Source organism: Pseudomonas sp. 910_23, from assembly GCF_052850795.1.
In genome coordinates this window covers 25,841-46,056 of the sequence record NZ_VXCZ01000015.1, presented here as the reverse complement: position 1 = coordinate 46,056, position 20,216 = coordinate 25,841, and the positions used below count along the sequence as shown (strand labels likewise).

Annotated in this window: 19 protein-coding genes, 1 tRNA gene and 2 pseudogenes; 3 read left to right on the top strand and 19 right to left on the bottom strand. The window is 58.7% G+C overall.

All coding sequences use genetic code 11. From position 1 onward, the window contains the following. Position 1: 1 nt before the first annotated feature. Positions 2-922, top strand: a complete 921-nt coding sequence (locus FW800_RS18280) for an AraC family transcriptional regulator (RefSeq protein WP_103735334.1) — start codon at positions 2-4, stop codon at positions 920-922. On the opposite strand, the gene FW800_RS18275 is transcribed toward FW800_RS18280, so the two are convergent. The 9 genes and pseudogenes from FW800_RS18275 to FW800_RS18235 all read right to left on the bottom strand — a co-directional run bounded on the left by FW800_RS18275 (position 919) and on the right by FW800_RS18235 (position 7,536). Further along, complete coding sequence (locus FW800_RS18275; protein ID WP_103735335.1) at positions 919-1,668, bottom strand: SDR family NAD(P)-dependent oxidoreductase; 750 nt, start codon at positions 1,666-1,668, stop codon at positions 919-921. The genes FW800_RS18280 and FW800_RS18275 overlap by 4 nt on opposite strands. Before the next feature lie 130 nt (positions 1,669-1,798). After that, a pseudogene (locus tag FW800_RS18270) lies at positions 1,799-2,185 on the bottom strand (Hpt domain-containing protein); the annotation flags it as partial. 496 nt (positions 2,186-2,681) lie between these two features. Then, positions 2,682-2,757 (bottom strand) — tRNA-Gly (locus FW800_RS18265). 60 nt (positions 2,758-2,817) lie between these two features. Then, positions 2,818-3,378 carry a CDP-diacylglycerol--glycerol-3-phosphate 3-phosphatidyltransferase gene (gene pgsA / locus FW800_RS18260; protein WP_003190391.1) on the bottom strand — a complete coding sequence of 187 codons (561 nt, stop codon included), beginning with the start codon at positions 3,376-3,378 and terminating at the stop codon, positions 2,818-2,820. Positions 3,379-3,410: 32 nt separating this feature from the next. Next, positions 3,411-5,234, bottom strand: a complete 1,824-nt coding sequence (gene uvrC / locus FW800_RS18255; protein WP_078820877.1) for an excinuclease ABC subunit UvrC — start codon at positions 5,232-5,234, stop codon at positions 3,411-3,413. 1 nt (position 5,235) lies between these two features. Further along, on the bottom strand, positions 5,236-5,877 hold the full coding sequence (gene gacA / locus FW800_RS18250; protein WP_005786991.1) for a response regulator transcription factor GacA: 642 nt from the start codon (positions 5,875-5,877) through the stop codon (positions 5,236-5,238). Positions 5,878-6,037: 160 nt separating this feature from the next. Continuing rightward, a pseudogene (locus tag FW800_RS18245) lies at positions 6,038-6,170 on the bottom strand (helix-turn-helix domain-containing protein); the annotation flags it as partial. A 184-nt stretch (positions 6,171-6,354) separates the two neighbouring features. After that, entirely contained in the window at positions 6,355-6,786 is a 432-nt protein-coding gene (locus FW800_RS18240) for a GNAT family N-acetyltransferase (protein WP_446438175.1), read from the bottom strand. Beyond that, positions 6,787-7,536 carry a carbon-nitrogen hydrolase family protein gene (locus tag FW800_RS18235; protein ID WP_446438174.1) on the bottom strand — a complete coding sequence of 250 codons (750 nt, stop codon included), beginning with the start codon at positions 7,534-7,536 and terminating at the stop codon, positions 6,787-6,789. It lies immediately after the preceding gene. 620 nt (positions 7,537-8,156) lie between these two features. Here FW800_RS18235 and FW800_RS18230 point away from each other — a divergent pair. Then, positions 8,157-9,236, top strand: coding sequence for a 3-deoxy-7-phosphoheptulonate synthase (locus FW800_RS18230; protein ID WP_446438173.1), 1,080 nt, complete (start codon positions 8,157-8,159; stop codon positions 9,234-9,236). Between the two features lie 40 nt (positions 9,237-9,276). On the opposite strand, the gene FW800_RS18225 is transcribed toward FW800_RS18230, so the two are convergent. From FW800_RS18225 to FW800_RS18195, 7 genes are all read right to left on the bottom strand, one after another. Then, the gene (locus FW800_RS18225) at positions 9,277-9,699 is read right to left on the bottom strand and encodes a chemotaxis protein CheY (protein ID WP_446438172.1); all 423 of its coding nucleotides are present in this window, start codon (positions 9,697-9,699) and stop codon (positions 9,277-9,279) included. A gap of 135 nt (positions 9,700-9,834) precedes the next feature. Further along, entirely contained in the window at positions 9,835-13,449 is a 3,615-nt protein-coding gene (locus FW800_RS18220) for a transporter substrate-binding domain-containing protein (protein ID WP_446438171.1), read from the bottom strand. A gap of 7 nt (positions 13,450-13,456) precedes the next feature. Then, the gene (locus FW800_RS18215) at positions 13,457-14,083 is read right to left on the bottom strand and encodes a response regulator transcription factor (RefSeq protein WP_032876719.1); all 627 of its coding nucleotides are present in this window, start codon (positions 14,081-14,083) and stop codon (positions 13,457-13,459) included. Between the two features lie 290 nt (positions 14,084-14,373). Beyond that, positions 14,374-15,090 (bottom strand): MgtC/SapB family protein, encoded by a 717-nt coding sequence (locus FW800_RS18210; RefSeq protein ID WP_005786976.1) that lies wholly within the window; start codon positions 15,088-15,090, stop codon positions 14,374-14,376. A 167-nt stretch (positions 15,091-15,257) separates the two neighbouring features. Then, complete coding sequence (locus tag FW800_RS18205; protein ID WP_446438218.1) at positions 15,258-15,443, bottom strand: hypothetical protein; 186 nt, start codon at positions 15,441-15,443, stop codon at positions 15,258-15,260. Positions 15,444-15,951: 508 nt separating this feature from the next. Then, complete coding sequence (locus FW800_RS18200; protein ID WP_032876723.1) at positions 15,952-16,296, bottom strand: antibiotic biosynthesis monooxygenase family protein; 345 nt, start codon at positions 16,294-16,296, stop codon at positions 15,952-15,954. Beyond that, complete coding sequence (locus FW800_RS18195; protein WP_223018800.1) at positions 16,293-17,453, bottom strand: cytochrome P450; 1,161 nt, start codon at positions 17,451-17,453, stop codon at positions 16,293-16,295. Before FW800_RS18195 ends, FW800_RS18200 begins: the two co-directional genes overlap by 4 nt. A 74-nt stretch (positions 17,454-17,527) precedes the next feature. On the opposite strand from FW800_RS18195, the gene FW800_RS18190 reads away from it, so the two are divergent. Beyond that, positions 17,528-18,265 (top strand): ArsR/SmtB family transcription factor, encoded by a 738-nt coding sequence (locus FW800_RS18190; protein ID WP_446438170.1) that lies wholly within the window; start codon positions 17,528-17,530, stop codon positions 18,263-18,265. A 12-nt stretch (positions 18,266-18,277) separates the two neighbouring features. Here FW800_RS18190 and FW800_RS18185 read toward each other — a convergent pair whose 3' ends face one another. The 3 genes from FW800_RS18185 to FW800_RS18175 all read right to left on the bottom strand — a co-directional run bounded on the left by FW800_RS18185 (position 18,278) and on the right by FW800_RS18175 (position 20,212). After that, the gene (locus FW800_RS18185) at positions 18,278-18,877 is read right to left on the bottom strand and encodes a GNAT family N-acetyltransferase (RefSeq protein WP_446438169.1); all 600 of its coding nucleotides are present in this window, start codon (positions 18,875-18,877) and stop codon (positions 18,278-18,280) included. An 11-nt stretch (positions 18,878-18,888) separates the two neighbouring features. Then, on the bottom strand, positions 18,889-19,233 hold the full coding sequence (locus FW800_RS18180; protein ID WP_446438168.1) for an FKBP-type peptidyl-prolyl cis-trans isomerase: 345 nt from the start codon (positions 19,231-19,233) through the stop codon (positions 18,889-18,891). A 358-nt stretch (positions 19,234-19,591) separates the two neighbouring features. Continuing rightward, positions 19,592-20,212 carry a transglycosylase SLT domain-containing protein gene (locus FW800_RS18175; protein WP_005786964.1) on the bottom strand — a complete coding sequence of 207 codons (621 nt, stop codon included), beginning with the start codon at positions 20,210-20,212 and terminating at the stop codon, positions 19,592-19,594. Positions 20,213-20,216 lie beyond the last annotated feature (4 nt).

Here is a 20,216-nt window from a genome sequence, read left to right as displayed (position 1 = left end):
CATGGATCCTCTGTCCGACGTTCTTTCACTGTTGAGAATCCGTAATTACCACTCCGCCACGCTTTCCCTGGGCGGTGATTGGGCTTTCACCTTTCCCGAGCGCGAAGGCATCAAGTTCACGGCGGTGATCAAGGGCAGTTGCTGGCTGCACGTAGAGGGCGAACAGCAGCCGCAGCGCCTGCACCAAGGCGATTGCTTTCTGATGACTCGGGGCATGCCTTTTTCGCTCTACAGCGATATGTCCCAGCCGCTGATGAATTCCGATGGTCACTTTCAAACCCTCGCAACGGACGAACTGGCCCTGCATTACGGCGGCAACGACACGCAATTGGTCGGTGGCCGGTTTGACTTCAGCGGTGTTCCTACCCAGTTATTACTCAGCAGCCTGCCCTCAATGGTTCACGTGCAGGCCAATGAACCGCAGGCATCGCTCCTGCGCTGGGCGCTGGAACGGTTCACGTCGGAGCTACAGCAGAAGCGCCCCGGCCGCTCGCTGATGAATGAGCACTTGGCGCACCTGATGCTGGTCGAAGTACTACGCACCCACCTGGCAACGCTGGAGAACAACGGCACTGGTTGGTTTTACGGCTTGGCTGACCGTCACCTCAGTGTCGCTCTGAGTGCCATGCACGCTGACCCTTCCCATCGCTGGAGCGTCCAGGAGTTGGCGCAACGGGCTACCATGTCGCGCTCGGCGTTCGCGTTGCGCTTCAAGCAAGTGGTGGGCGCAGCACCGATGGAATACCTGACGTACTGGCGGATGTTGCTGGCAAGCGACCGACTGAAAAACTCCGATGACTCGGTCTCCACCATCGCGTTCTCATTGGGTTATGAGTCCGAAAGCGCATTCAGTACCGCATTCAAGCGCGTGATGTCACAGTCGCCCCGCCACTATGTGCGCGAGCACGCCACCCAGGCTTAGTGCAGGCCACCGCCGATTATCAGGGTTTCACCGGTGATCCAGCTTGCATCGGACGACGCCAGGAAGGCGACGGCGGGTGCGATGTCTTCGGGCTGACCGATGCGGCCCAGCGGCGTGATCGCTTCGATTTTCTGACGGAACGCATCTTCGAAGAAGCCACTGGCGTGCACGCCCTCGGTGACGACCAACCCTGGGTTGACCGAGTTGACCCGGATATTTCTCGGCCCCAGTTCATTGGCCAGCGTGCGGGTGATCGCGTCAACCGCAGCCTTGGACGCGGTGTACACCGTTGAGTTGGCCGGCGTGAACGAAGTCACGCTTGAGCTGACATTGACGATGCTGCCCCCCAGCACGTTGAACACTTCAACGGCAGCTTGTGTGCATTGGATCAGCCCTAGAACGTTGAGGTTGAATTGACGGTGAAACTCCTGTTCGGTGATATCGGCCAGGGGACTGGTCGAATAGACACCGGCATTGTTGACCAGAATGTCGAGATGGCCATGCTCATGCACGATGGTCTTGAACAACGCCTTGAGGTCAGTGCTGTTGGACACGTCCGCCTGCACCGCGTAGGCCCTGGCGCCGGTTTGCAAAATCTGCTCAACCACTCGCTCGGCGTCTAAGCGACTGCTGGCATAGTTGACGATCACAGTGGCGCCATCCTGGGCCAATTGCTTGGCAATCGCTGCGCCGATGCCCTTGGAGGCACCAGTCACCAGCGCGACTTTCTTATGCAACCTTTTCATGTTCACTTCCTACTTGTTGCTGGCTGAAAATCAGTCAAGCCAGCTTAAGAGGATGGCGGGAACCGGTTAATAGCCAGTGCTCCAGAAAAGCTTTGTGATCGTCCAGATGGCAGACGGTCATAGTGATCAGTCAAGGAGAAGTTGAAACTGACCATGAGGAGGCAGACGTATCGCCGACGTTATAGCTATCTGCAGCATCGTTCTCCAAGAAACGACTCGGGGTCGGCTTTGTAGCCTTATGCGGTGGGGATCTGCCTGAACGGGGCGGCATTCCAAGCTTATAAATCTCAATAGCGCATTCGACGCGCTGGATAAACGCTGCAACATCTGCATGGGTGTGGGCCAGCCCATCCCGTGCGACAGCGATCTCCAGCTCGCGACACAACTGGATCAGGCTCTTGGCTTTGCCGACCGCCAGCGCGCCCCGAATCCGATGCAGTAAACGGACCACCTCATCACTGCTCTGCCCCACGCTCAGCGCTTTAAGCTCACCCAAATCCTGGGCGATGGTTCTGAAGAAGAGTTCAAGCTGCGCTCCGTTCGGCCCTGCCCTTCAAATAGAAATGGTACCTGTCCATAACCCTGACAACGAAGATTTCACAACGATTCAGGAGCACGCTCATAAAACAAATGATCACGACTTTACGGCTGTAGAAACATCATCTGACTACACAGAACTGGATCAACTATCGGGGTTGGCAGAGGGTTCAGAAAATTGAGTCACCGAATTTTACTCACCCCGGACACATCGAATTTTAATTGATTTCAGTGTCATTTAAGGCCAGACCGAACCAATGATGGGGTGAACAGCTCGTCTCACGACCTGAGAGTATCCAGCAACAATGCGGGTTCGAGCCTGGCCATGAGACAGCACCTGGAACGGTACCTAGATTTACCGATCACCCTGGATTTCAGTGGTTTTCTCAAGAAACGAAAAACGACGCCAAAGCGTCTATTCCACAAATCGCAGGCAAAAAAAAGCCACTCGTTAGAGTGGCTTTTTCATTAATGCTTGGAGCGGGAAACGAGACTCGAACTCGCGACCCCGACCTTGGCAAGGTCGTGCTCTACCAACTGAGCTATTCCCGCTTGGTGATGCGCATTCTATAGAATCCTCAGCACCCGTCAACCCCTTGATTCAAAAAAGTTTTATTTCTTTTCAACGGTGGTTCGCAGATGAGGCCAGGCCGCACGCAGATATTGCAGCATGGACCACAGGGTCAGGCCAGCGGCAACCAGCAGCAAGGCGTAGCCGGTAAGCACCCAGAATGAGAAGTCCGACGGGTTGGCCAGCAGGATGACCAGCGCGAGCATCTGCGCGGCGGTTTTCCATTTGCCCATGTTCGATACGGCGACGTGGGCGCGGGCGCCGATTTCGGCCATCCATTCGCGTAGGGCCGAGACGACGATCTCGCGGCCGATGATGACGGCGGCCGGCAGGGTCAGCCACAGGTTGCCGTGTTCCTGCACCAGCAGGACCAGGGCGACGGCGACCATGAGTTTGTCGGCCACGGGGTCGAGGAACGCGCCGAACGGCGTGCTCTGTTCCAGGCGGCGGGCCAGGTAGCCGTCGAGCCAGTCGGTGGCGGCTGCGAAGGCAAATACCGAACTGGACGCGACGTAGCTCCATTCATACGGCAAATAGAACAACAAAATGAAAATCGGGATAAGCAGGACGCGTAGTACGGTGATCAGATTAGGGATATTCATCGGCACAACTGGCTACGAGGTGAGAAGGCATTCTATTCGCTGTGCAGATTGGCATAAATCAATTCAGCGAGTTTTTTACTGATACCGGGTGCTTTGGCTATTTCGTCAATGCTGGCACGGGAGAGCTCCTGCAAGCCACCAAAATGTTTAAGCAAGTCGCGACGCCGCGTCGGGCCAACCCCTGCCACCCCTTCCAGGGTTGAGGTTCGCCGGGTTTTGCCACGGCGCGCGCGGTGGCCGGTAATGGCGAAACGGTGGGCTTCGTCACGGATTTGTTGAATCAGGTGCAGCGCAGGCGAGTCGCCCTTCAACGTGAACTCATGGGCGGCATCATTCAAGTACAACGTCTCGAAACCGGCCTTGCGCGTGGTGCCCTTGGCGACGCCGAGCAGGATCAGGTCGGGCACCGCCAGTTCGTTGAGCACGTCTCGCGCCATGGACAACTGGCCCTTGCCGCCGTCTACCAGCAGGATATCGGGCAACTTGCCCTCCCCGTCCTTCAACTTGCTGAAACGCCGCGTGAGCGCCTGGTGCATCGCGGCGTAGTCATCGCCGGCGGTAACGCCTTCGATGTTGTAGCGCCGGTAGTCGGACTTGATCGGCCCTTCCGGCCCGAATACCACGCAGGAAGCAACCGTGGCCTCACCGCTGGAGTGGCTGATGTCGTAGCACTCCAGGCGCTGGGGCGGCTCGTCCAGGTTGAGGACCTCGGCCAGGGCGTCGAAGCGTGCAGCGACGTGCTGTCGGTTCGCCAGCCGCGCGCCCAGGGCCTGTTCGGCGTTGGTCACGGCCAGTTGCTGCCAGCGGGCACGGGTGCCGCGTACGCGGTGGCTGATGTCCAACTCGCGACCGCGCAGCTCGTGGATCGCTTCGATCAAGGTGGGGAAGTCTTCGTGTACCACATTAACGATCAGCTCCGAGGGCAGGTCACGCTCTGGGCTGCTCACGTAGTACTGACCAAGGAATGCGGCCATCACCTCGGCAACGTCTTCGTCGATACCGGTCTGCGGGAAGAAGTTCTTGCTGCCCAGCACCCGCCCGCCACGCACGCTGATCAGGTGCACACAGGCGCCGCCCGGATTGACGAACGCGGCGATCACGTCGACGTCACCGGTGCCGCCTTCCATGCTTTGCTGGTCCTGGACGCGACGCAGCAGGGAGATCTGGTCACGTAGCTCGGCAGCCTTTTCGAAATCCAGGGTGCTGGCCGCCTGCTCCATGGCCCCGGACAGCTCATCGGTGAGCGCATTGCTGCGCCCTTCGAGGAACATCACCGAGTGGCGCACATCCTCAGCGTACTCTGCCGGCTCAACCAGGCCCACACAGGGCGCCTTGCAGCGCTTGATCTGGTATTGCAGGCACGGCCGCGTGCGGTTCTTGTAAAAGCTGTCTTCGCACTGGCGCACAAAAAAGGTTTTTTGCAGCAAGCTCAGGCTTTCACGGATCGCACCTGCGCTGGGATAAGGCCCGAAGTACTTGCCCTTGAGCTTTTTAGCCCCGCGATGAATGCTCAGGCGCGGGAAGTTGCCATCCGATAAAAACACGTAAGGGTAGGATTTATCGTCACGCAGCAGGATGTTGTAGGGCGGCCGCCATTCCTTGATCAGCGTCTGCTCAAGCAGCAGCGCCTCGGTTTCATTGGCGGTGATGGTGGTTTCGACCTGGGCGATACGCGCCACCAGGGCGGCGGTTTTCGGCGCAAGGCCGGACTTGCGAAAATAACTCGCCAGCCGGTTCTTGAGGTTCTTGGCTTTGCCCACATACAGCAGGCGTGCCTCGCTGTCGAACATGCGGTACACGCCGGGGCGGCCACTGCAGGTCGAGAGAAAGGCACTTGGATCAAACGGCGTAGTCATGTCAGGCGCTGGCGTCCACCATGCCGTGGCGCACCGCGAGCAGGGTCAATTCAACATCACTGCTGATGGCGAGCTTCTCGAAGATGCGATAGCGGTAGGTATTGACGGTCTTGGGCGACAGGCACAGCTTGTCGGAGATCGACTGCACTTTCTGGCAACCGACGATCATCAAGGCGATCTGGATTTCCCGCTCCGACAGCGTATCAAACGGCGAATCGCTGGTGGGCTGGAAGGATTTGATCGCCAACTGTTGGGCGATCTGCGGGCTGATGTAACGCTGGCCGGCAAAGACCAGGCGAATGGCCTGCACCATCTCCGCCAGGCCCGCGCCTTTGGTCAGGTAGCCCGCAGCACCGGCCTGCAGGAGCCGCGTCGGAAACGGGTCTTCCTCGCACACCGTCACTACCACGACCTTGATGTCCGGGTGGCTGCGCAACAGCTTGGTCGTGGCACCAAGACCGCCGATCCCGGGCATCTTGACGTCCATCAACACCACATCGGGTTTCAATTCCCGAGCCTTGATCAGAGACTCCTCCCCTGACTCAGCCTGGCCGACTACTTGCAGGCCGTCGATGTCAGCCAGCATTCGTGTAATGCCTGTACGAACGAGATCATGATCATCGACTACTAGCACCCTAATCAAGCAGACACCTCGCGATATGGTCTTATAGATTGCTGAACACCTTAGCAAAAAAGCTGGGCGCAGACCTAGCCGCAAGCGTCATATATATGGAGTTTGCCTGCTCGGTAGTCGTCCACCGGCTGGCGGACGACCGGATTTATTGGGCAAAAGGTCAGGAATCCTGGGGCGCACGCCCGCCGTTTTCATATTTGCCTTGCGCGTTGGCTTCAACGCCTCCGATTTCACCAAAAACTTTTTGCGGCAGGCCGAGTCTGCTCTCTTTCTTGCCTTAAACGCGAACCGATTCCACTCATTTGGATGCATGATCCCATTTTGCACACATCAAGAGGTGACACACTCATCTCTTCGTTGAACGAACTTGAGCGGTTTTGAACCATGCCCGGAATCCGCACCGCTGCACAAGCCAAGGCCTGGCTGGAACATCAAGGGAAGTCGGCCCCTGAATCAGTATGCGCTTATTAGGATTTTGTACAGGGTTTAGCGTACGCGACAGACACGCTCCATCCGCCAGAAACCATCCTCCTCGCCAACAATGCTGAACCCCATGCGTTGATAGAGCCTTCTGGCCAGATTGGTCTTGAACACGGTCAACCGCAACAGCCCAAGCGCCTGCGCCTTCAGCGCTATTTGCTCCAGCACCCAGGTGCCTGCGCCCTGCCCGCGATACGCCTGGAGCAAATGCAACTCGCGGATGTATAGAGCGCCACCGTCACGGCTCAGGCTGATAAACCCCAACGTGTGGTCATCTCGGCAAATCAGCCAGTTTTCCCGACCGGCCCAGGCCGTGTCGAAGCCGGCATTGGACCAAATCAGCTGGTTTTGCACGTAGTAGCGGTTCATCGCCTCGTGGGTCAGGGCTCGCGCAAACGACAGGTCCTGTTCTGTGGCAGCACGCAGGTGAAAAGCCATTTACACGGCCACCACTTGGCCCACCCAATGCTCGTCGTCGCGGTGGGCAATCACCAGCGCTTCGCCGACACCGGGCACCGCTGCAAGCAAACGGCCATCCGCGGCCCAGATCGCACTGCGACCTGCACAGGCCCAGCCACCCGAGGGGCCACCGTGGTTAGCCATCAGCACCAGCAGACGATGCTCCGCGGCATAGCCCTGCAGCAGCGCGCTGTCTTTTGCGTAGCCGCCTTCGCTGATCAGTACGCCTGCTGCGTAGACATTGGCGCCCGCTTGCGCCGCATGACGTGGATGACTGGCGTGGGAGAAGTCGGCGCAAACCGCCAGGGCAATACGGTCATTGCCCCATTCGAGTGCCTCACCACCCTGCCCGGCCGCAAACGCCACGTCTTCGCCTGGATGCAGATGCTGCTTGGTGTACACCGCCAGTGAGCCGTCGGCCCCCAGCACCAGGGCGCCAATCAAAACATCCGCTTGCGGGGCCAGTCGGATCGGCATACCCACCACTGCCGTCAGCTGCAACTCGCGCGCCATCTCGCGCAGGGGCGCCAACACTGGCGCATCGGGAGCGATGGCCAAGTCAGCGGCCAGCGTGGGTTCATAACCGGTCAAAGACAGCTCCGGAAACACCAGCAATTGCACACCCTGCTCTGCCGCAGCCTGCATGAACACCCGGTGCCGTGCGATATTGGCTTCAACGTCGCCGGCAATGGAAAGGGTTTGCGCCGCAGCAAGGGTCAAGGCAGTCATGGTCGCGTCCTGGCAATCATCGTTTATGAGCCACCAGCATAGCGACACTCACCCCATAGCCGTAAGTACCCTCAAGCAATAGAAATTACTGATTGAATCCACCCGTACGCCTCTAGTAAGCTCCCCCCATCATTTGGAGAGCCACCATGTTGCAACTCACCCACACTCAGGTTTGCCCTGCTGCCAGCGCCTTGCGCTTGGTATCGGCTACCCGCGTGAACGGTTCGAGCGCACTGGCCGGCTTTTATTTTGGGTATTGGTTTAGCCACTGGCGCGCCTGATACCTGAAATCGGCGCCCACTACTCAAGGGGTCGCCTACCAGAGAAATCTAAACCCCCGGTCGGCTCCCCGACCGGGGGTTTTGTTTTTCCAGCCGCTAACCATTTTGTTTGTTCAAGAACACTTAAAGGAATCACACCATGAACTACGCCACTTATTACCGCTTCGACACTTGCACTGCATGGCGATTTAGCCAGCTCCGTTCGGGACAGCCTGCCGCCTCCGATCGGTCACCTATTGGTGGCAAACCAACACACGTCGCCAGTACGGCCAATTGTCGAACACCCCAGTAGGCCAAGCGCGCGGGAACAACCCGCCGCTTGCCCAGGAAGCCTTGAATATGAACTCCTCCGTCGCCGCTTTGCCCGTCTGCACCCTCAACAGCGCCAATGAAGCCCTGACCCAGCGCCTGCCCAGCTCCCTTGAGCTGAAACACCAGCTGCCCCTCAGCCCGTTCCTCCATGAACAGATCCACGCCCATCGCCAGGCCGTGCGTGCCATCCTCAATGGCGAAGACTCGCGCTTACTGGTGATTGTCGGCCCGTGCTCGATCCACGATCCGCAATCGGCCATGGAATACGCACGCAACCTGAAGAAACTCGCGCTTGAAGTCAGCGACCAGATGCTGCTGGTGATCCGCGCCTACGTCGAAAAACCGCGTACCACCATTGGCTGGAAAGGCCTGGCCTACGACCCGCACCTGGACGGCAGCGATGACATGGCCGCCGGCTTGACCCTGTCCCGCGAACTGATGCGTGAAATGCTGCGCCTGGGCCTGCCGGTCGCCACCGAGCTGTTGCAACCCATGGCTGCCGGCTACTTCGATGACCTGCTCAGTTGGGTCGCCATCGGCGCACGCACCACCGAGTCGCAGATCCACCGCGAGATGGCCAGCGGCCTGGGCATGCCCGTAGGTTTCAAGAACGGCACCGACGGCGGCGTCGCGGTTGCCTGTGATGCAATGCGCTCAGCGTCCCACCCGCATCGCCATTTCGGTGTCGACAGCCAAGGCCATCCCGCCATCATCCAGACGCCAGGCAACCCCGACACACACCTGGTACTGCGCGGCGGTCACCGTGGGCCAAACTACGATGCACAGAGCGTGGCCCAGGTGAAACATGACCTGGCCAAGGCCAAAGTGGCGGCGCGGATCATGGTCGATTGCAGCCACGCCAACAGTGGCAAGGACCCACTGCGCCAACCGGCAGTGTTCAATGACGTACTGGAGCAGCGCTTGCAGGGTGATACGTCGCTGATCGGCATGATGCTTGAGAGCCACTTGTTCGAAGGCTGCCAGCCGCTGAGCGCGTCAATGCAATACGGCGTGTCGGTAACCGATGGTTGCCTGGGTTGGGACGGAACCGAGCAGTTGTTGCGCAGTGCGGCCGAACGCCTGCGCGAATCTCACAAAACCAACTGACGGGTGCGGATCAACATGCGGCAGCAGCGTTGAAGCGAAGCTAGGCCCGGGCCACCCGCGCCCGGGACAACTCCCGTAGCCACGGCAGTACCCGCAGGCCATGGGCAGCCTCGGATGGGTCGACGATGTCCATGAAGTGTTCGAGGCTGACGTTGTCCGGCACGCCCGGCAGACGCACCCGCACCGCTGACGTCGCACCGGCAGGCTCGCCCAGGTCGATGTGCTCGTATACCAACACGTGGTGCACTGACTGCTGGAGCCCAATGGCATGGTCCAGCAACCCGGCATTGATGATGAGCGCATCGAAGGGTTCGGCTGGAATGGAGGTCAGAATCTGGACTTCTTCGAGCGTTTGCACCGGCACGATCCGGTAATACCCCAACTGGTTGAGCATTTTCTCGATGTACAGGCGTCGCAGATGCTGTTCATCGGCAATCAGGACAGTCAGTGCTTTGTTTGGCATGGCAAACCCCTGGGGCAGGCAGTGCTCGGCAGTGAGCGTCGCCCATTTTCCAGACATATGCCGACGACAAAATCAGGCATTTTCCCCGTTCACGTAAGAGTTTTCCCAAATCGCCTGAATGGTGATCAACCGCGGTCAAGGCCGATTGCAATACGCGTTCAAGCCTTGCTGCAAAATACCAATCGCTTCACTGACGCCATCAACCGCAGGGCCCAATGCCAGGCGGTCCCGCTGTTCACACACCGCCTCCAATGTTTCACAACACGCGACCAACCCCTGCGCCTTGACCATCCGTGCGCCACCCTTGGCGCGATGGGCCAGGTCGTGCAGCTTGGCAAAGTCGGCCTGGCTTGACAGCTGTGAGAGCAAGGCACGGTCCGTTTCCAGGCTGTCGAGCAACGGCACCAGCAACTCGATAAGCGCGGGGCGATCGTCCCCCGTCAATGCGACCAGGGTGCTCAAGTCAAACGCCTGCATTTGTGGCGGGCCCAACTCGGCTGAACGCGAAGCCAATGCCGAGCGCAAGTCGTCCAGCCCGGTGGGTTTGAACAGGCAGCCGTCCATGCCGGCTTGCCGACAGCGCTCGGTTTCCTCCGGCTGGGCGTTGGCGGTGAACCCTAACAGCAGGCAAGGTGCCTGACCCCGTTCACGTTCTTGCGCACGAATCTCGCGCGCCAACTGGTAGCCATTCTTGAACGGCATATTGCAATCGGTGATCACACCGTCGAATTGTCCCGCCCGCCACTGCTCAAACCCTTGGACGCCATCTTCGGCCGTAGTGATCTGGTGGCCCAGGAAGGTCAACTGGCGCGCCAGCAGCAAGCGGTTGGCCGGGTAGTCATCCACCACCAGGATGCGCAGTGCGCGGCCATCTGGCACGGCATCAGCAGTGTGTGCGGCGTGGGTCGGCAAGCTGTCCGTCAGGGCCAGCGCCAGTGTCACATCCACCCGGGTGCCCTGCCCCAACACGCTGCTCAAGTGCAACTGGCCGCCCATCATTTCGCACAAGCTGCGGCTGATCACCAACCCCAGGCCAGAACCGCTGCGGGCCGACTGCTGGTTATTGCTGCCCTGGATAAACAGGCTGAACAATCGCTGCTGATCTTTGACGCTGATCCCAATGCCGGTGTCTTGCACCCATAGCTGCACATTCAACCGGTCGCCCTCGACTACCGCCCGCGCCCCGAGGCTTACCTGGCCGCTGGCGGTAAACTTGATGGCATTGCTCAACAGGTTCGACACCACCTGTTTGAAGCGTAGCGGGTCGACCAGCACCGTCCGCTCAACCAAGGACTCCAGCTGGACTTGCAGCGCCACCCCCTTGGCTCGCGCCAATCCCTCGAACACGCGCGCCACCGATGCCAGCAGCTCACGCAGATTGGCCGGCTCCAGGGTCAGCGACAAATGCCCGGACTCGATCCGCGCGATATCGAGAATGTCGCCAATCAACTCCAGCATGCCGCGCGATGCCACGGATGCCACTTCCAAGGCATCACGGTCGGCCCGCCCCTGTTCGGCATTTTTCAAGGCCAACTCGATCATGCCGATCACGGCGTTCATAGGCGTGCGGATTTCGTGGCTCATGGTCGCCAGGAAGGTAGTCTTGGCGCGGTTAGCGGCGTCGGCATCGTCCTTGGCTTCCTGCAATTGGCCCAGCAAGCGATGACGCTCGCTGACATCCACCCAACCGGCAATCATGCCCACCACCTTCTCGTCGCCGTCGCGATACGGCAGCATCCATTGGTAAATGGTCAGCACGTCGCCGTTGGGCACCTTGAGTATCCGGTCATGAATCTGCGGTTCACCGGCGGCCATCAAGCGCAGGTAATCCTCATGAAACGACTGGGCCTGTGGAGGATTGTTGACGTCGGTTTCCATCACCGTCTTGCCGATCACGTCTTCAAGCTTGTAACCAAACACATCGAGGTACGCATTGTTACAGGCCATCAACCGACCCTGGCGGTCGCGTACATAAATCGGATGCGGGGTGCCGTCGATCAATACGCTCATGAACCGCATCTGATCGCTGAGCGCCCGCTCGGCCTGCACGCGCTTACGAATCAGGCTGCGCAAGTAGATGATCCAACCCAGCGTGACCACCAACAACAGTGCGGCCAACCCGAAGCCCTGAATGATCACGTTGCGATAACGCAGCCAGTAGCTGTCCTCGATGATGACTTCGCTGCGCCATTGGCCAATCAATTCATCCATTTCCTGCGGTGTGATGCTCAGCAGTGCCTTGTCCAGGATCGAATACAGCTCCAACTGACTGCGGTTGACCCCGAAGGTCACGCGCGCCGGTTCAGTGCCGACCGTACTGGTGATACGCAAGCGGTCACGGTAATGCCGGGTGATCAGATAGCGCGCACTGATCAGCGAGTTCACGGCGCCCTCGGCGTCGCCATTGGCCACCAGCGCCATGGCTTGCAGCGGGTTTTCAACATCGATAAACGCAACCCCTGGAAAGTTTTGCGCTATCTCATCATGCAGGCCATTGCCGGTCACCATGGCCAGGCGTTTGCCAACCATATCCTCCAGCGTGAGCGGGCTATCAGGGCTGTCGCGGGTCACCAGCACAAACGGGCTGGTCAGGTAGGGCCGGGTAAAGCGCACTTTGTCGGCACGTTCCGTACTGGGGGTAACCACCGCCAGCATATCCGCCGTGCCCGCACTGACAATATTGACCTGGCGCGGCAACGAACTGCCCGGGACCACATCGAACTTCAAACCGGTGCGCAAGCTGATGCGCGACAGCACCTCCGCACTCAGCCCTTCGAATTGCCCCTTGTCACCGATAAAAGACAATGGCAGAAAGTCGTTTAGCACCGCGACTCTGACCCGTGGATTTTTCTGCACCCAGCGTTGTTCATTGGCACTCAAGTGCAGCCGGTCGATGCCCACAATGCCCAGGTTGCCACCGCTCCAGCGGCGCAGGATTTCCATGTGCTCACTGGCGGGAATGGCCTCCAGCGCCGCATTGATGATCTGCAGCAGCCGCGTATTGTCCCGGGTGACGGCAAACGCAAACGGGTTGACCTCCAGGGTGGAAAAATCAGCCATGCGTACATTGTTCAGGTGGTTGCGATTGATCAGGTAATTGCTGCTGATGGCATCGCCCAGGTATACATCGGCGCGACCAAACGCCACGGCGCCAATGGCCTCGAAGGTCGAGGCAAAAAGCTCCAACTGTGCACGGGGGTAAAATGCCCGGACAGCGTCGGGCTGCATATAGTGATACAGCATTGCCACCCGCTTGCCTGCCAGGTCGTCACTCAACGCTTGGCTGTCACCGCTGCGAGTCACCAGGGTCGGTTGATCGTTGGCGTAGGAACGAGACAACTGCAATTGCTTGTCGGCAGCCTCATAGCCATTGGCGGAACCGAGAAAATCCACGTCACCCTGCTTCAGGGCCTGGACCACATCATCACGGGTTTCGTAACGCCGAACCTCGATGGAGATATGCAGGGCCTGGCCAATCAGCGCGGCAAAGTCGGCCGTGATACCTTCGAGTTCGTCGTTGTTATTGGTCAGGTCAAAAGGCACGTAATCGGGGGCAGAAATCCCCATGACCAATGTGCGCCGCTCGCGTAGCCAGCGCCAATCAGCCTCGGTCATCTCTACTTTGGGGATTTCGAGGTGGGAGTGCCCCAACAGTTGCAAAGCCTGGGGCTCTTCAAAGGCCACCGCGATCAGAGGTAATAGGCTCATCCAAAGGATCGCGACGAACCTGGTCAACGCGGTGGTGATCATTTGCAGCTCAGATCAGATGGTTGCGCTGGGCAAACTTGGACAAATGCACCACCGAGGACATACGTAACTTCTCCTTGAGTCGAGTCTTGTAGGTGCTGATGGTCTTGTGGCTCAGCAGCATTTTCGCGGCCACTTCCTTATTGCCCAGCCCCAGGGCCAGCATCTGCAATACGGTCAATTCACGGTCCGACAATGACTCGATCATTTGTCGTTCCGTTTCCTGCAGGTCATCACGGCGTACCGAACTGGTCGGCAAACTGGGGAAGCAGCTGTAGCCCGACCTGATCGCCCTGATGGCTTTGATCAACTCGTCCAACTCCCCGGTCTTGGCCACGAACCCCATCGCTCCGGCACGCATACAGCGGGTAGAAAAGAACACCGCCATGTAGGAGGTGAGCACCAGAATCTTGCACGGCAGGGCCAGTGCCTTGACCCGGCTGATAACCTCCAACCCACCCAGTTTTGGCAGCGCAAGGTCGAGAATAATCAGCTCGGGACGTTGCTCCCTGGCCAACTGCATTGCATCTGCCCCATCCCCTGCTTGGTAGATTTCAGTAAACCCTTCCGATTTCAGAAGGTGTTTGACCGTCGCGCAGATAAATGGATGGTCATCCACAATTAATGCTTTGCTCATAAAACTTCCCTATGTGGACAAAATACCCTTACACATAACACCGGGACTGGATACCTGTGAGAAATGACAGTTCCGACGAGCGGCACTGCATACCCTCATGGCGATAACCAGGCGATGTCTGGCCCCTTCAATTAACTCAGCATAACCACGGACGCCGGACCACAACGACCCAACAGCCGCAAGTGCCCAACCTTACCAACGCCAAGATGTTTCAATTGAAGGGATATTCCTGACTATATGTAGGATTTTTCCACAACTAAGCTTAGCCAATCCTGGCGTGCCCAGAGGGATCAGTCGGTGGTACTCGGGCTCCAGAAGGCCTGTACCACCAGGGTTGACGTGGAGATGCGCGTCACCAGTGCATCCAGCTCATCGCCATCGACCGACGTTGCGGCCAGAGTGGCCTCGATTTCCACTTCTTCACTGCCGAATGGTCGCACGTCGACATCGCTGGCCGGGTAGTTACAGCGCGCCAGCTCGGCTTCCAACAGGACCATCACTGCCTGTTGCTGGCTGCGCCGCGCAATCACGTAAAGGATGTTGGTGACCTCTGCCGATACCACGTCCAGTGGCTGACGGTTGATGTTGTTGACGATCGGTCGCAGCAAGGTATTGGCCGCCAGCACAAACAGCGTGCCCAGCAATGCCTCAAGGATCAGGTCGGCACCGGCACAGGCGCCCACCGCCGCCGAAGCCCACAGGGTGGCCGCCGTATTGAGGCCGCGCACGTTGCCTTCTTCACGCATGATTACACCGGCCCCCAGGAAGCCGATGCCCGACACCACGTAAGCGACTACACGCACAGCGCCTTCCGCACCACCGAGGCGGTTGGCCATGTCGACAAAAATCGCCGCGCCCACCGCCACCAGCACATTGGTACGCAAGCCCGCGGTGCGCTGGCGGTACTGGCGCTCGAAGCCGATCAAACCACCCAGAATAAACGCCGCGCTGAGGCTGACCACGGTATCGATCAGGGAGTTGAGGTTGATGTTGTTGATTGCCTGCATAAAAAAATCTCCATGAATGCAGCGGCAAATTGGAAGCACCGCAGGTCCCTGTGGGAGCTGGCTTGCCTGCGATAGCGGCGCGTCAGCCAATGAATCAGGCGACTGATACACCGTCATCGCGGGCAAGCCCGGCTCCCACAGGTTTTTGCGGTGTTGCATAAAACGTATTACTGCCAGCCAAACTTGCGGATGTAGCCCTTCACCGCTTGGGTCAGCGCCATGTACGCCAGCAAAATCGCGGGCAAAAATACGAAGTACAGCGACGCCAGCGCCTGCAATTTGAAGTAGTGTGCCAGCGGCCCCATGTGCGCCAGGCTGGGCGGTACTTCGCGGCTGACACTGGCGTCAGTCACAGTCTCAAGCATCTCCAGGCGGAGAAAATGGCCCGCCGGCCGTAAAAGGCAGGCGCGTCCGTAGCATCCAGGCGTTACCCCGGTGCTGGTCAGCGTCGATGAGAGGGATTCAGGCAGGCGCCAGGACGGGCCACTGCCGGGATACCGCTTCTCGCTTTGTGAGGCGAGACAACGGCATCTGGAAAATGCGCGTTACCTTGCCAAGTAGATGCCGGTTACCGAAACCGGCCGACGACTGTCACTCGAACAAGTACCCACTGAGGGTCTCCGCTATTAATGAAAACGCGCGAAGCTTACGCCCCGATGGTGGCCGAGTAAACCGTAGGAAGGTGCCCACATGGAGAACACGAAAATTCTTCAGGATGGGTTCAGGAATGCCTTTCTCAACCCCATCTGCCAGCAAATGTGGGAGGGGGCTTGCTCCCGAAGAGGTGTGTCAGCTACGCATTCACTGCCTGACACACTGAATTCGCAGATACGCCCCAGCTATGGGCCAGGTGCTGTGCTTTCATTCATGAGCTTGCCTGCTATCGGCCGGCGCTTGGACACGATCTTCGAGACTGTAATCGCGCACTACCTGAGCAATACGCAGGTGGTAGTCAGCAAAAACCTGCCGACGGCCTGCTGATTGAGCTGCTCGATGTAGCTCAAGGCTGCGCCACTGCTGGATTGCTTCCTCGTCACGCCAGAATGATAGCGACAGCAGTTTTCCAGGTTCACTCAGGCTCTGGAAACGCTCAACTGAAATGAAACCATCGATTTGAGCCAGCAGGGGCTTGAGTTCGGCAGCGAGGTCGAGATAACGCTGGTAGTGCTCCTCGTGCGGCCAGGCTTCAAAAATAACAGCGATCATTGTTGAGTCTCCTCATCACGGCAGAACTGTGGGATACGGCCATTCAGGGAAGGCAAATAACGCCAGCGATAATCACGGGCAGAAGGGTTGGGCTGTCGATGCAAGAATGCCGAAATCACTTCTGAGGCAATAGCCAATGCCAAGGGTTGGCCTGGACATTGATGTCTGCCTGAGCCGAAGCTGAAGGTTCGTCGTCGCGCCCGCTTGAGCAAGAAGCTGTCGGGGTCTGGGTTGGCGCAGGGGTCTCGGTTGGCAGCAGCGAGCAATAATAAAATGGTATCGCCCGCCTCTAAAACGCTGTCGCCAATCTTGCATCGCCTGGCAACAAACCGCCGAGTGTTTTGTACCGGTGAATCGTGGCGCGCGACCTCTGCCACCCACTCAGCGACAAGCGTCGGTGTGGCTTGCATGCCTTCAAACAGCTCAGGCTTACGTTGGAGCGCTATAAGGGTGTTGCCGATCAGCCCGGCGGTGGCTTCGCAGGTCTGTGACAATAGCCCGATCAGATTCGCGATCAATGCATCATCGTCTTCCCAGGCTGAAGCGTCGTAATCGCTATAAAGACGGCCCAACACACCACTACCTTTATCATCGTTACTCAGCAGCGTTTGGAACATTTGGCTCAGCCGTGCCGCCGCGCAATGGGCTTTACCGAGTTGAGCCTCGTCACTTAACGGCGACAGACAGGCAACAAAATCCCGTGTCAGCTGCACGACTTCCTTTAGCTGGCTGGATGTGAAACCTATCAAGGATGCAATGACCGAAACCGGCAACGTGAACATCCACTCATTCGGGTTATCGCCCGAGATATCAAATGTCTCGACGACCTGCGCCACGAGGCCTGCGATGTTTTGCGTGCCCATCGAGGCCAGGATGGGCTCGATAACCCTGCGCGGGCACTGATGTTGCGTCCCCTCGTTCATGCGCATCAAACGACCGAAAACATGGCCTGCGGCGCCTTGCGCAAGGGCAGTTGGAATCGGCTCGTGCAGTGGACGTACAAGGCAGTCGGGATGTTCCAGAATGGCCTCGACAACGCCGGCGCCACTGGCAATCCATACACCAAGATCTGCATCGAACAACAGTTCCCTTTGCTGCCTGAGGCATGAGTAATAAACGTAGGGATCGACATGAGTAGCGGCTTCAAACGGCGTCATTTTGGCAGTCCTTTTCACAAAGAACGGCTACTATCGAGCAATCGTCCCCCCCACAATTCGCTCAGGAACGAAATATGGATTCCCAAAGCAATGACACTGCTATTTCCCGTGTCGCAGGCGCCATTGCGGAGCCCGCGAGGACGAAAATGCTTTGTTCGCTGATGGACGGTCACGCCCGTACCAGCACCGAATTGGCAGTCATCGCCGATGTCAGTGCATCCACGGCGAGCGCGCACTTGGCAAGGCTCAAAGAGGACGGTTTGATAAAACTGCACACGCAGGGCAGGCACCGCTACTTCAGCCTGGCAGACGCGCACGTGGCCCAAGCTATTGAAGCTCTCATGGTGATCAGCCGAAACGCGCAGACCCAGTTCGTTTCGACGGCCCCCGGTCGATTGCAGTTGGCGCGGACCTGTTATGACCACATGGCAGGATCCCTGGCTGTACAACTGCACGACTATTTCATCGACGCCGGCTGGTTGAGCATGCCAGTCGCTGGTGACGGTACGTATCAGCTCAGCGTGGAGGGCGAAAAAGCGATGACAGGGCTCGGTGTCGAGATAGAAACCGTAAGGGCACAGCGACGTCGTTTCGCTTGCTCATGCCTGGATTGGAGCATGCGCCGCCCTCACCTCGCCGGCGCACTGGGGGCCGCTGTTCTACAAGCCGTTATAAGCCGCAAATGGGTGATCCAGGACCTTGATAGTCGAGCATTGGCCTTGACGCCCAAGGGGCGAAAGGAGCTGTACGGCAGATTTGGGATCACGGTTGAAAGCAAGGAGCTGGAGAAATCAGGCGCCGCGCGCCCATGAGACCGGTACGTGCTACAGGGTGATGGGTCGGTCCCGTTCAACCAGCGCCAGATAGCCCGCAATGGTCTCGTTGCCGAGAGGTTTGATCTGGATGGACACCCTGTTCACCTGACGCCCCATCCTGATGCCCTCGCGAGTTCGCACCTGGACATACCCAAGCCTGGGCCAAAAGCGCTCCGCCCTGATATTGCCTACCACCACCGTCAACCGTAGCCACTGCGCGCCCTTAGCCACCGCCCATGCCTCAAGGTCCGAGTGCAAGCGCTGCGCCAGCCCGCTGCCGTGCCAGCGCGAATGCACCAGCAGCAAGCCGATATGCCACACCCCCGCGGCGAGCAAATCTGCGGCGATATTCACCACGGCGACCAGTTGGTCCTGCGTATCGCGGTAGCCCAGCCAGTACATGCGGCTGCACTGCCAGCCAGCGGGTAACTGACCGTGTAATTCTTCCCGTGCTTCGCTCGGGGTAGCCGGCTCGCCATTCACCGCGATGAAGTAATCCGGTGCCTGTTCAAAAAACTGCTGCAGCTCAGCCTCATCGCAGCCAAGCAGCTCAACCACCCGAATGTCTTTGAGGGAGCAGCCAGGCAACACCTGGGGGTCAACGTCCATGTTCAATCTCTTCAATCATCCCGGGTCAGTACTTCCAACAGTTCAATTTTGAAACGCAGGTTACTGTTGGGTTTGATATGCGCGCCCATGGAACGCTCGCCATAGGCCAGGTGCGCCGGTACGTACAAGGTGCGCAGGCCGCCAACCTGCATGCCCATCAAGCCCTGGTCCCAACCCTTGATCACGCGGCCAGTGCCGATTACGCACTGGAACGGTTTGCCCCGTTCCCAGGAGGAATCGAACACCGTGCCATCTTCCAGGGTGCCGGTGTATTGGGTGGTGATCAGCGCGCCCTTGACCACGGTTTTGCCGGTGCCCAGGCGGATGTCAGTGACTTGCAGTTCGTCGTTGCTCATGGGGGTCTCATTGAAGGGTGAAAGGCTGGGGTTCTCCCAGATTCGGCTGGGTTTGGCAAGCGTAGGAACAGTTGGAACAATGACATTTCCCTTTAACTTGCAGGACGTTTCCGAGAGAATCCCAACCGCTTGCGCCGTTCGAATCACGTGGCTAGTCTTCGTTGGTCACTGCCAATTAGATTGCCGTCCGCTGTCAGGCTGCCAACAGCCTCGCCACAGAACCAGCGCCGTACCGCAATCTACTGTGGGAGGGGGCTTGCTCCCGATGGCGGGGCATCAGCCCCTGCATCATTGACTGACACCCTGCTATCGGGAGCAAGCCCCCTCCCACATATTGATTTGCGTGCAGCCCCGGTTTCTACAACCAATGCCAGAACCGGCTCCAGAAGCCTCGCCCCAACTCATCCTTGCACCCGGCATATTGCCGCGCATACATCTGCGAACGCGCCTGCACCTTGCTCGCTACCGGCGGCAGCCAGGCTTTGCTGGCGTAGGTGCGCTGGCGGTAGCCGCCCCAACCTTCGTGGTAGTTCAGGTATTGACCATAGGCGTCGTATTTGTAGACGCCATTGATGGTGTAAGTCTTGTCCATGTACCAGCCGATAAAATCGATGGCGTCGTCGAAGTCTTCGCGATCAGCGCCACTGCGGCCGGTGGCTTTGCGGTAGTCGTTCCACACTTCATCCTTGGCCTGGGCGTAGCCCGCTGCCGTGGACACTCGGCCCCATGGGATGATCCATAACAGGTATTTACGCGGGGTCTTGGCGTCGTAGCGAAAGCCCGACTCCTGATACATGATCGCAAACGGCACCTGGATCGGCACGCCCCAACGCTTTTGCGTGACCTTGGCGGCGTCGTACCAGTCATCTTTTTCGCGAAAGATGCCGCACAGGTCATTGGGCGTGCGTGGCGGCGAGGTGCCACACGCCGCCAACAGAGAAGTGAGTAATAACAGTCCAACGGCTTTGCCTGCGCTCAAGGGG

Bases quoted from the DNA above. Each gene is read 5' to 3' on its own strand.
- FW800_RS18200 (WP_032876723.1), bottom strand. From the start codon at position 16,296: ATGATCGCTGTTATTTTTGAAGCCTGGCCGCACGAGGAGCACTACCAG.
- FW800_RS18190 (WP_446438170.1), top strand. From the start codon at position 17,528: ATGGATTCCCAAAGCAATGACACTGCTATTTCCCGTGTCGCAGGCGCC.
- FW800_RS18235 (WP_446438174.1), bottom strand. From the start codon at position 7,536: ATGACTGCCTTGACCCTTGCTGCGGCGCAAACCCTTTCCATTGCCGGC.
- FW800_RS18180 (WP_446438168.1), bottom strand. From the start codon at position 19,233: ATGAGCAACGACGAACTGCAAGTCACTGACATCCGCCTGGGCACCGGC.
- FW800_RS18275 (WP_103735335.1), bottom strand. From the start codon at position 1,668: ATGAAAAGGTTGCATAAGAAAGTCGCGCTGGTGACTGGTGCCTCCAAG.
- pgsA (WP_003190391.1), bottom strand. From the start codon at position 3,378: ATGAATATCCCTAATCTGATCACCGTACTACGCGTCCTGCTTATCCCG.
- FW800_RS18225 (WP_446438172.1), bottom strand. From the start codon at position 9,699: ATGCCAAACAAAGCACTGACTGTCCTGATTGCCGATGAACAGCATCTG.
- FW800_RS18195 (WP_223018800.1), bottom strand. From the start codon at position 17,453: ATGACGCCGTTTGAAGCCGCTACTCATGTCGATCCCTACGTTTATTAC.
- FW800_RS18280 (WP_103735334.1), top strand. From the start codon at position 2: ATGGATCCTCTGTCCGACGTTCTTTCACTGTTGAGAATCCGTAATTAC.
- FW800_RS18220 (WP_446438171.1), bottom strand. From the start codon at position 13,449: ATGATCACCACCGCGTTGACCAGGTTCGTCGCGATCCTTTGGATGAGC.
- FW800_RS18210 (WP_005786976.1), bottom strand. From the start codon at position 15,090: ATGCAGGCAATCAACAACATCAACCTCAACTCCCTGATCGATACCGTG.
- uvrC (WP_078820877.1), bottom strand. From the start codon at position 5,234: ATGACTACGCCGTTTGATCCAAGTGCCTTTCTCTCGACCTGCAGTGGC.
- FW800_RS18215 (WP_032876719.1), bottom strand. From the start codon at position 14,083: ATGAGCAAAGCATTAATTGTGGATGACCATCCATTTATCTGCGCGACG.
- FW800_RS18185 (WP_446438169.1), bottom strand. From the start codon at position 18,877: ATGGACGTTGACCCCCAGGTGTTGCCTGGCTGCTCCCTCAAAGACATT.
- FW800_RS18240 (WP_446438175.1), bottom strand. From the start codon at position 6,786: ATGGCTTTTCACCTGCGTGCTGCCACAGAACAGGACCTGTCGTTTGCG.
- FW800_RS18230 (WP_446438173.1), top strand. From the start codon at position 8,157: ATGAACTCCTCCGTCGCCGCTTTGCCCGTCTGCACCCTCAACAGCGCC.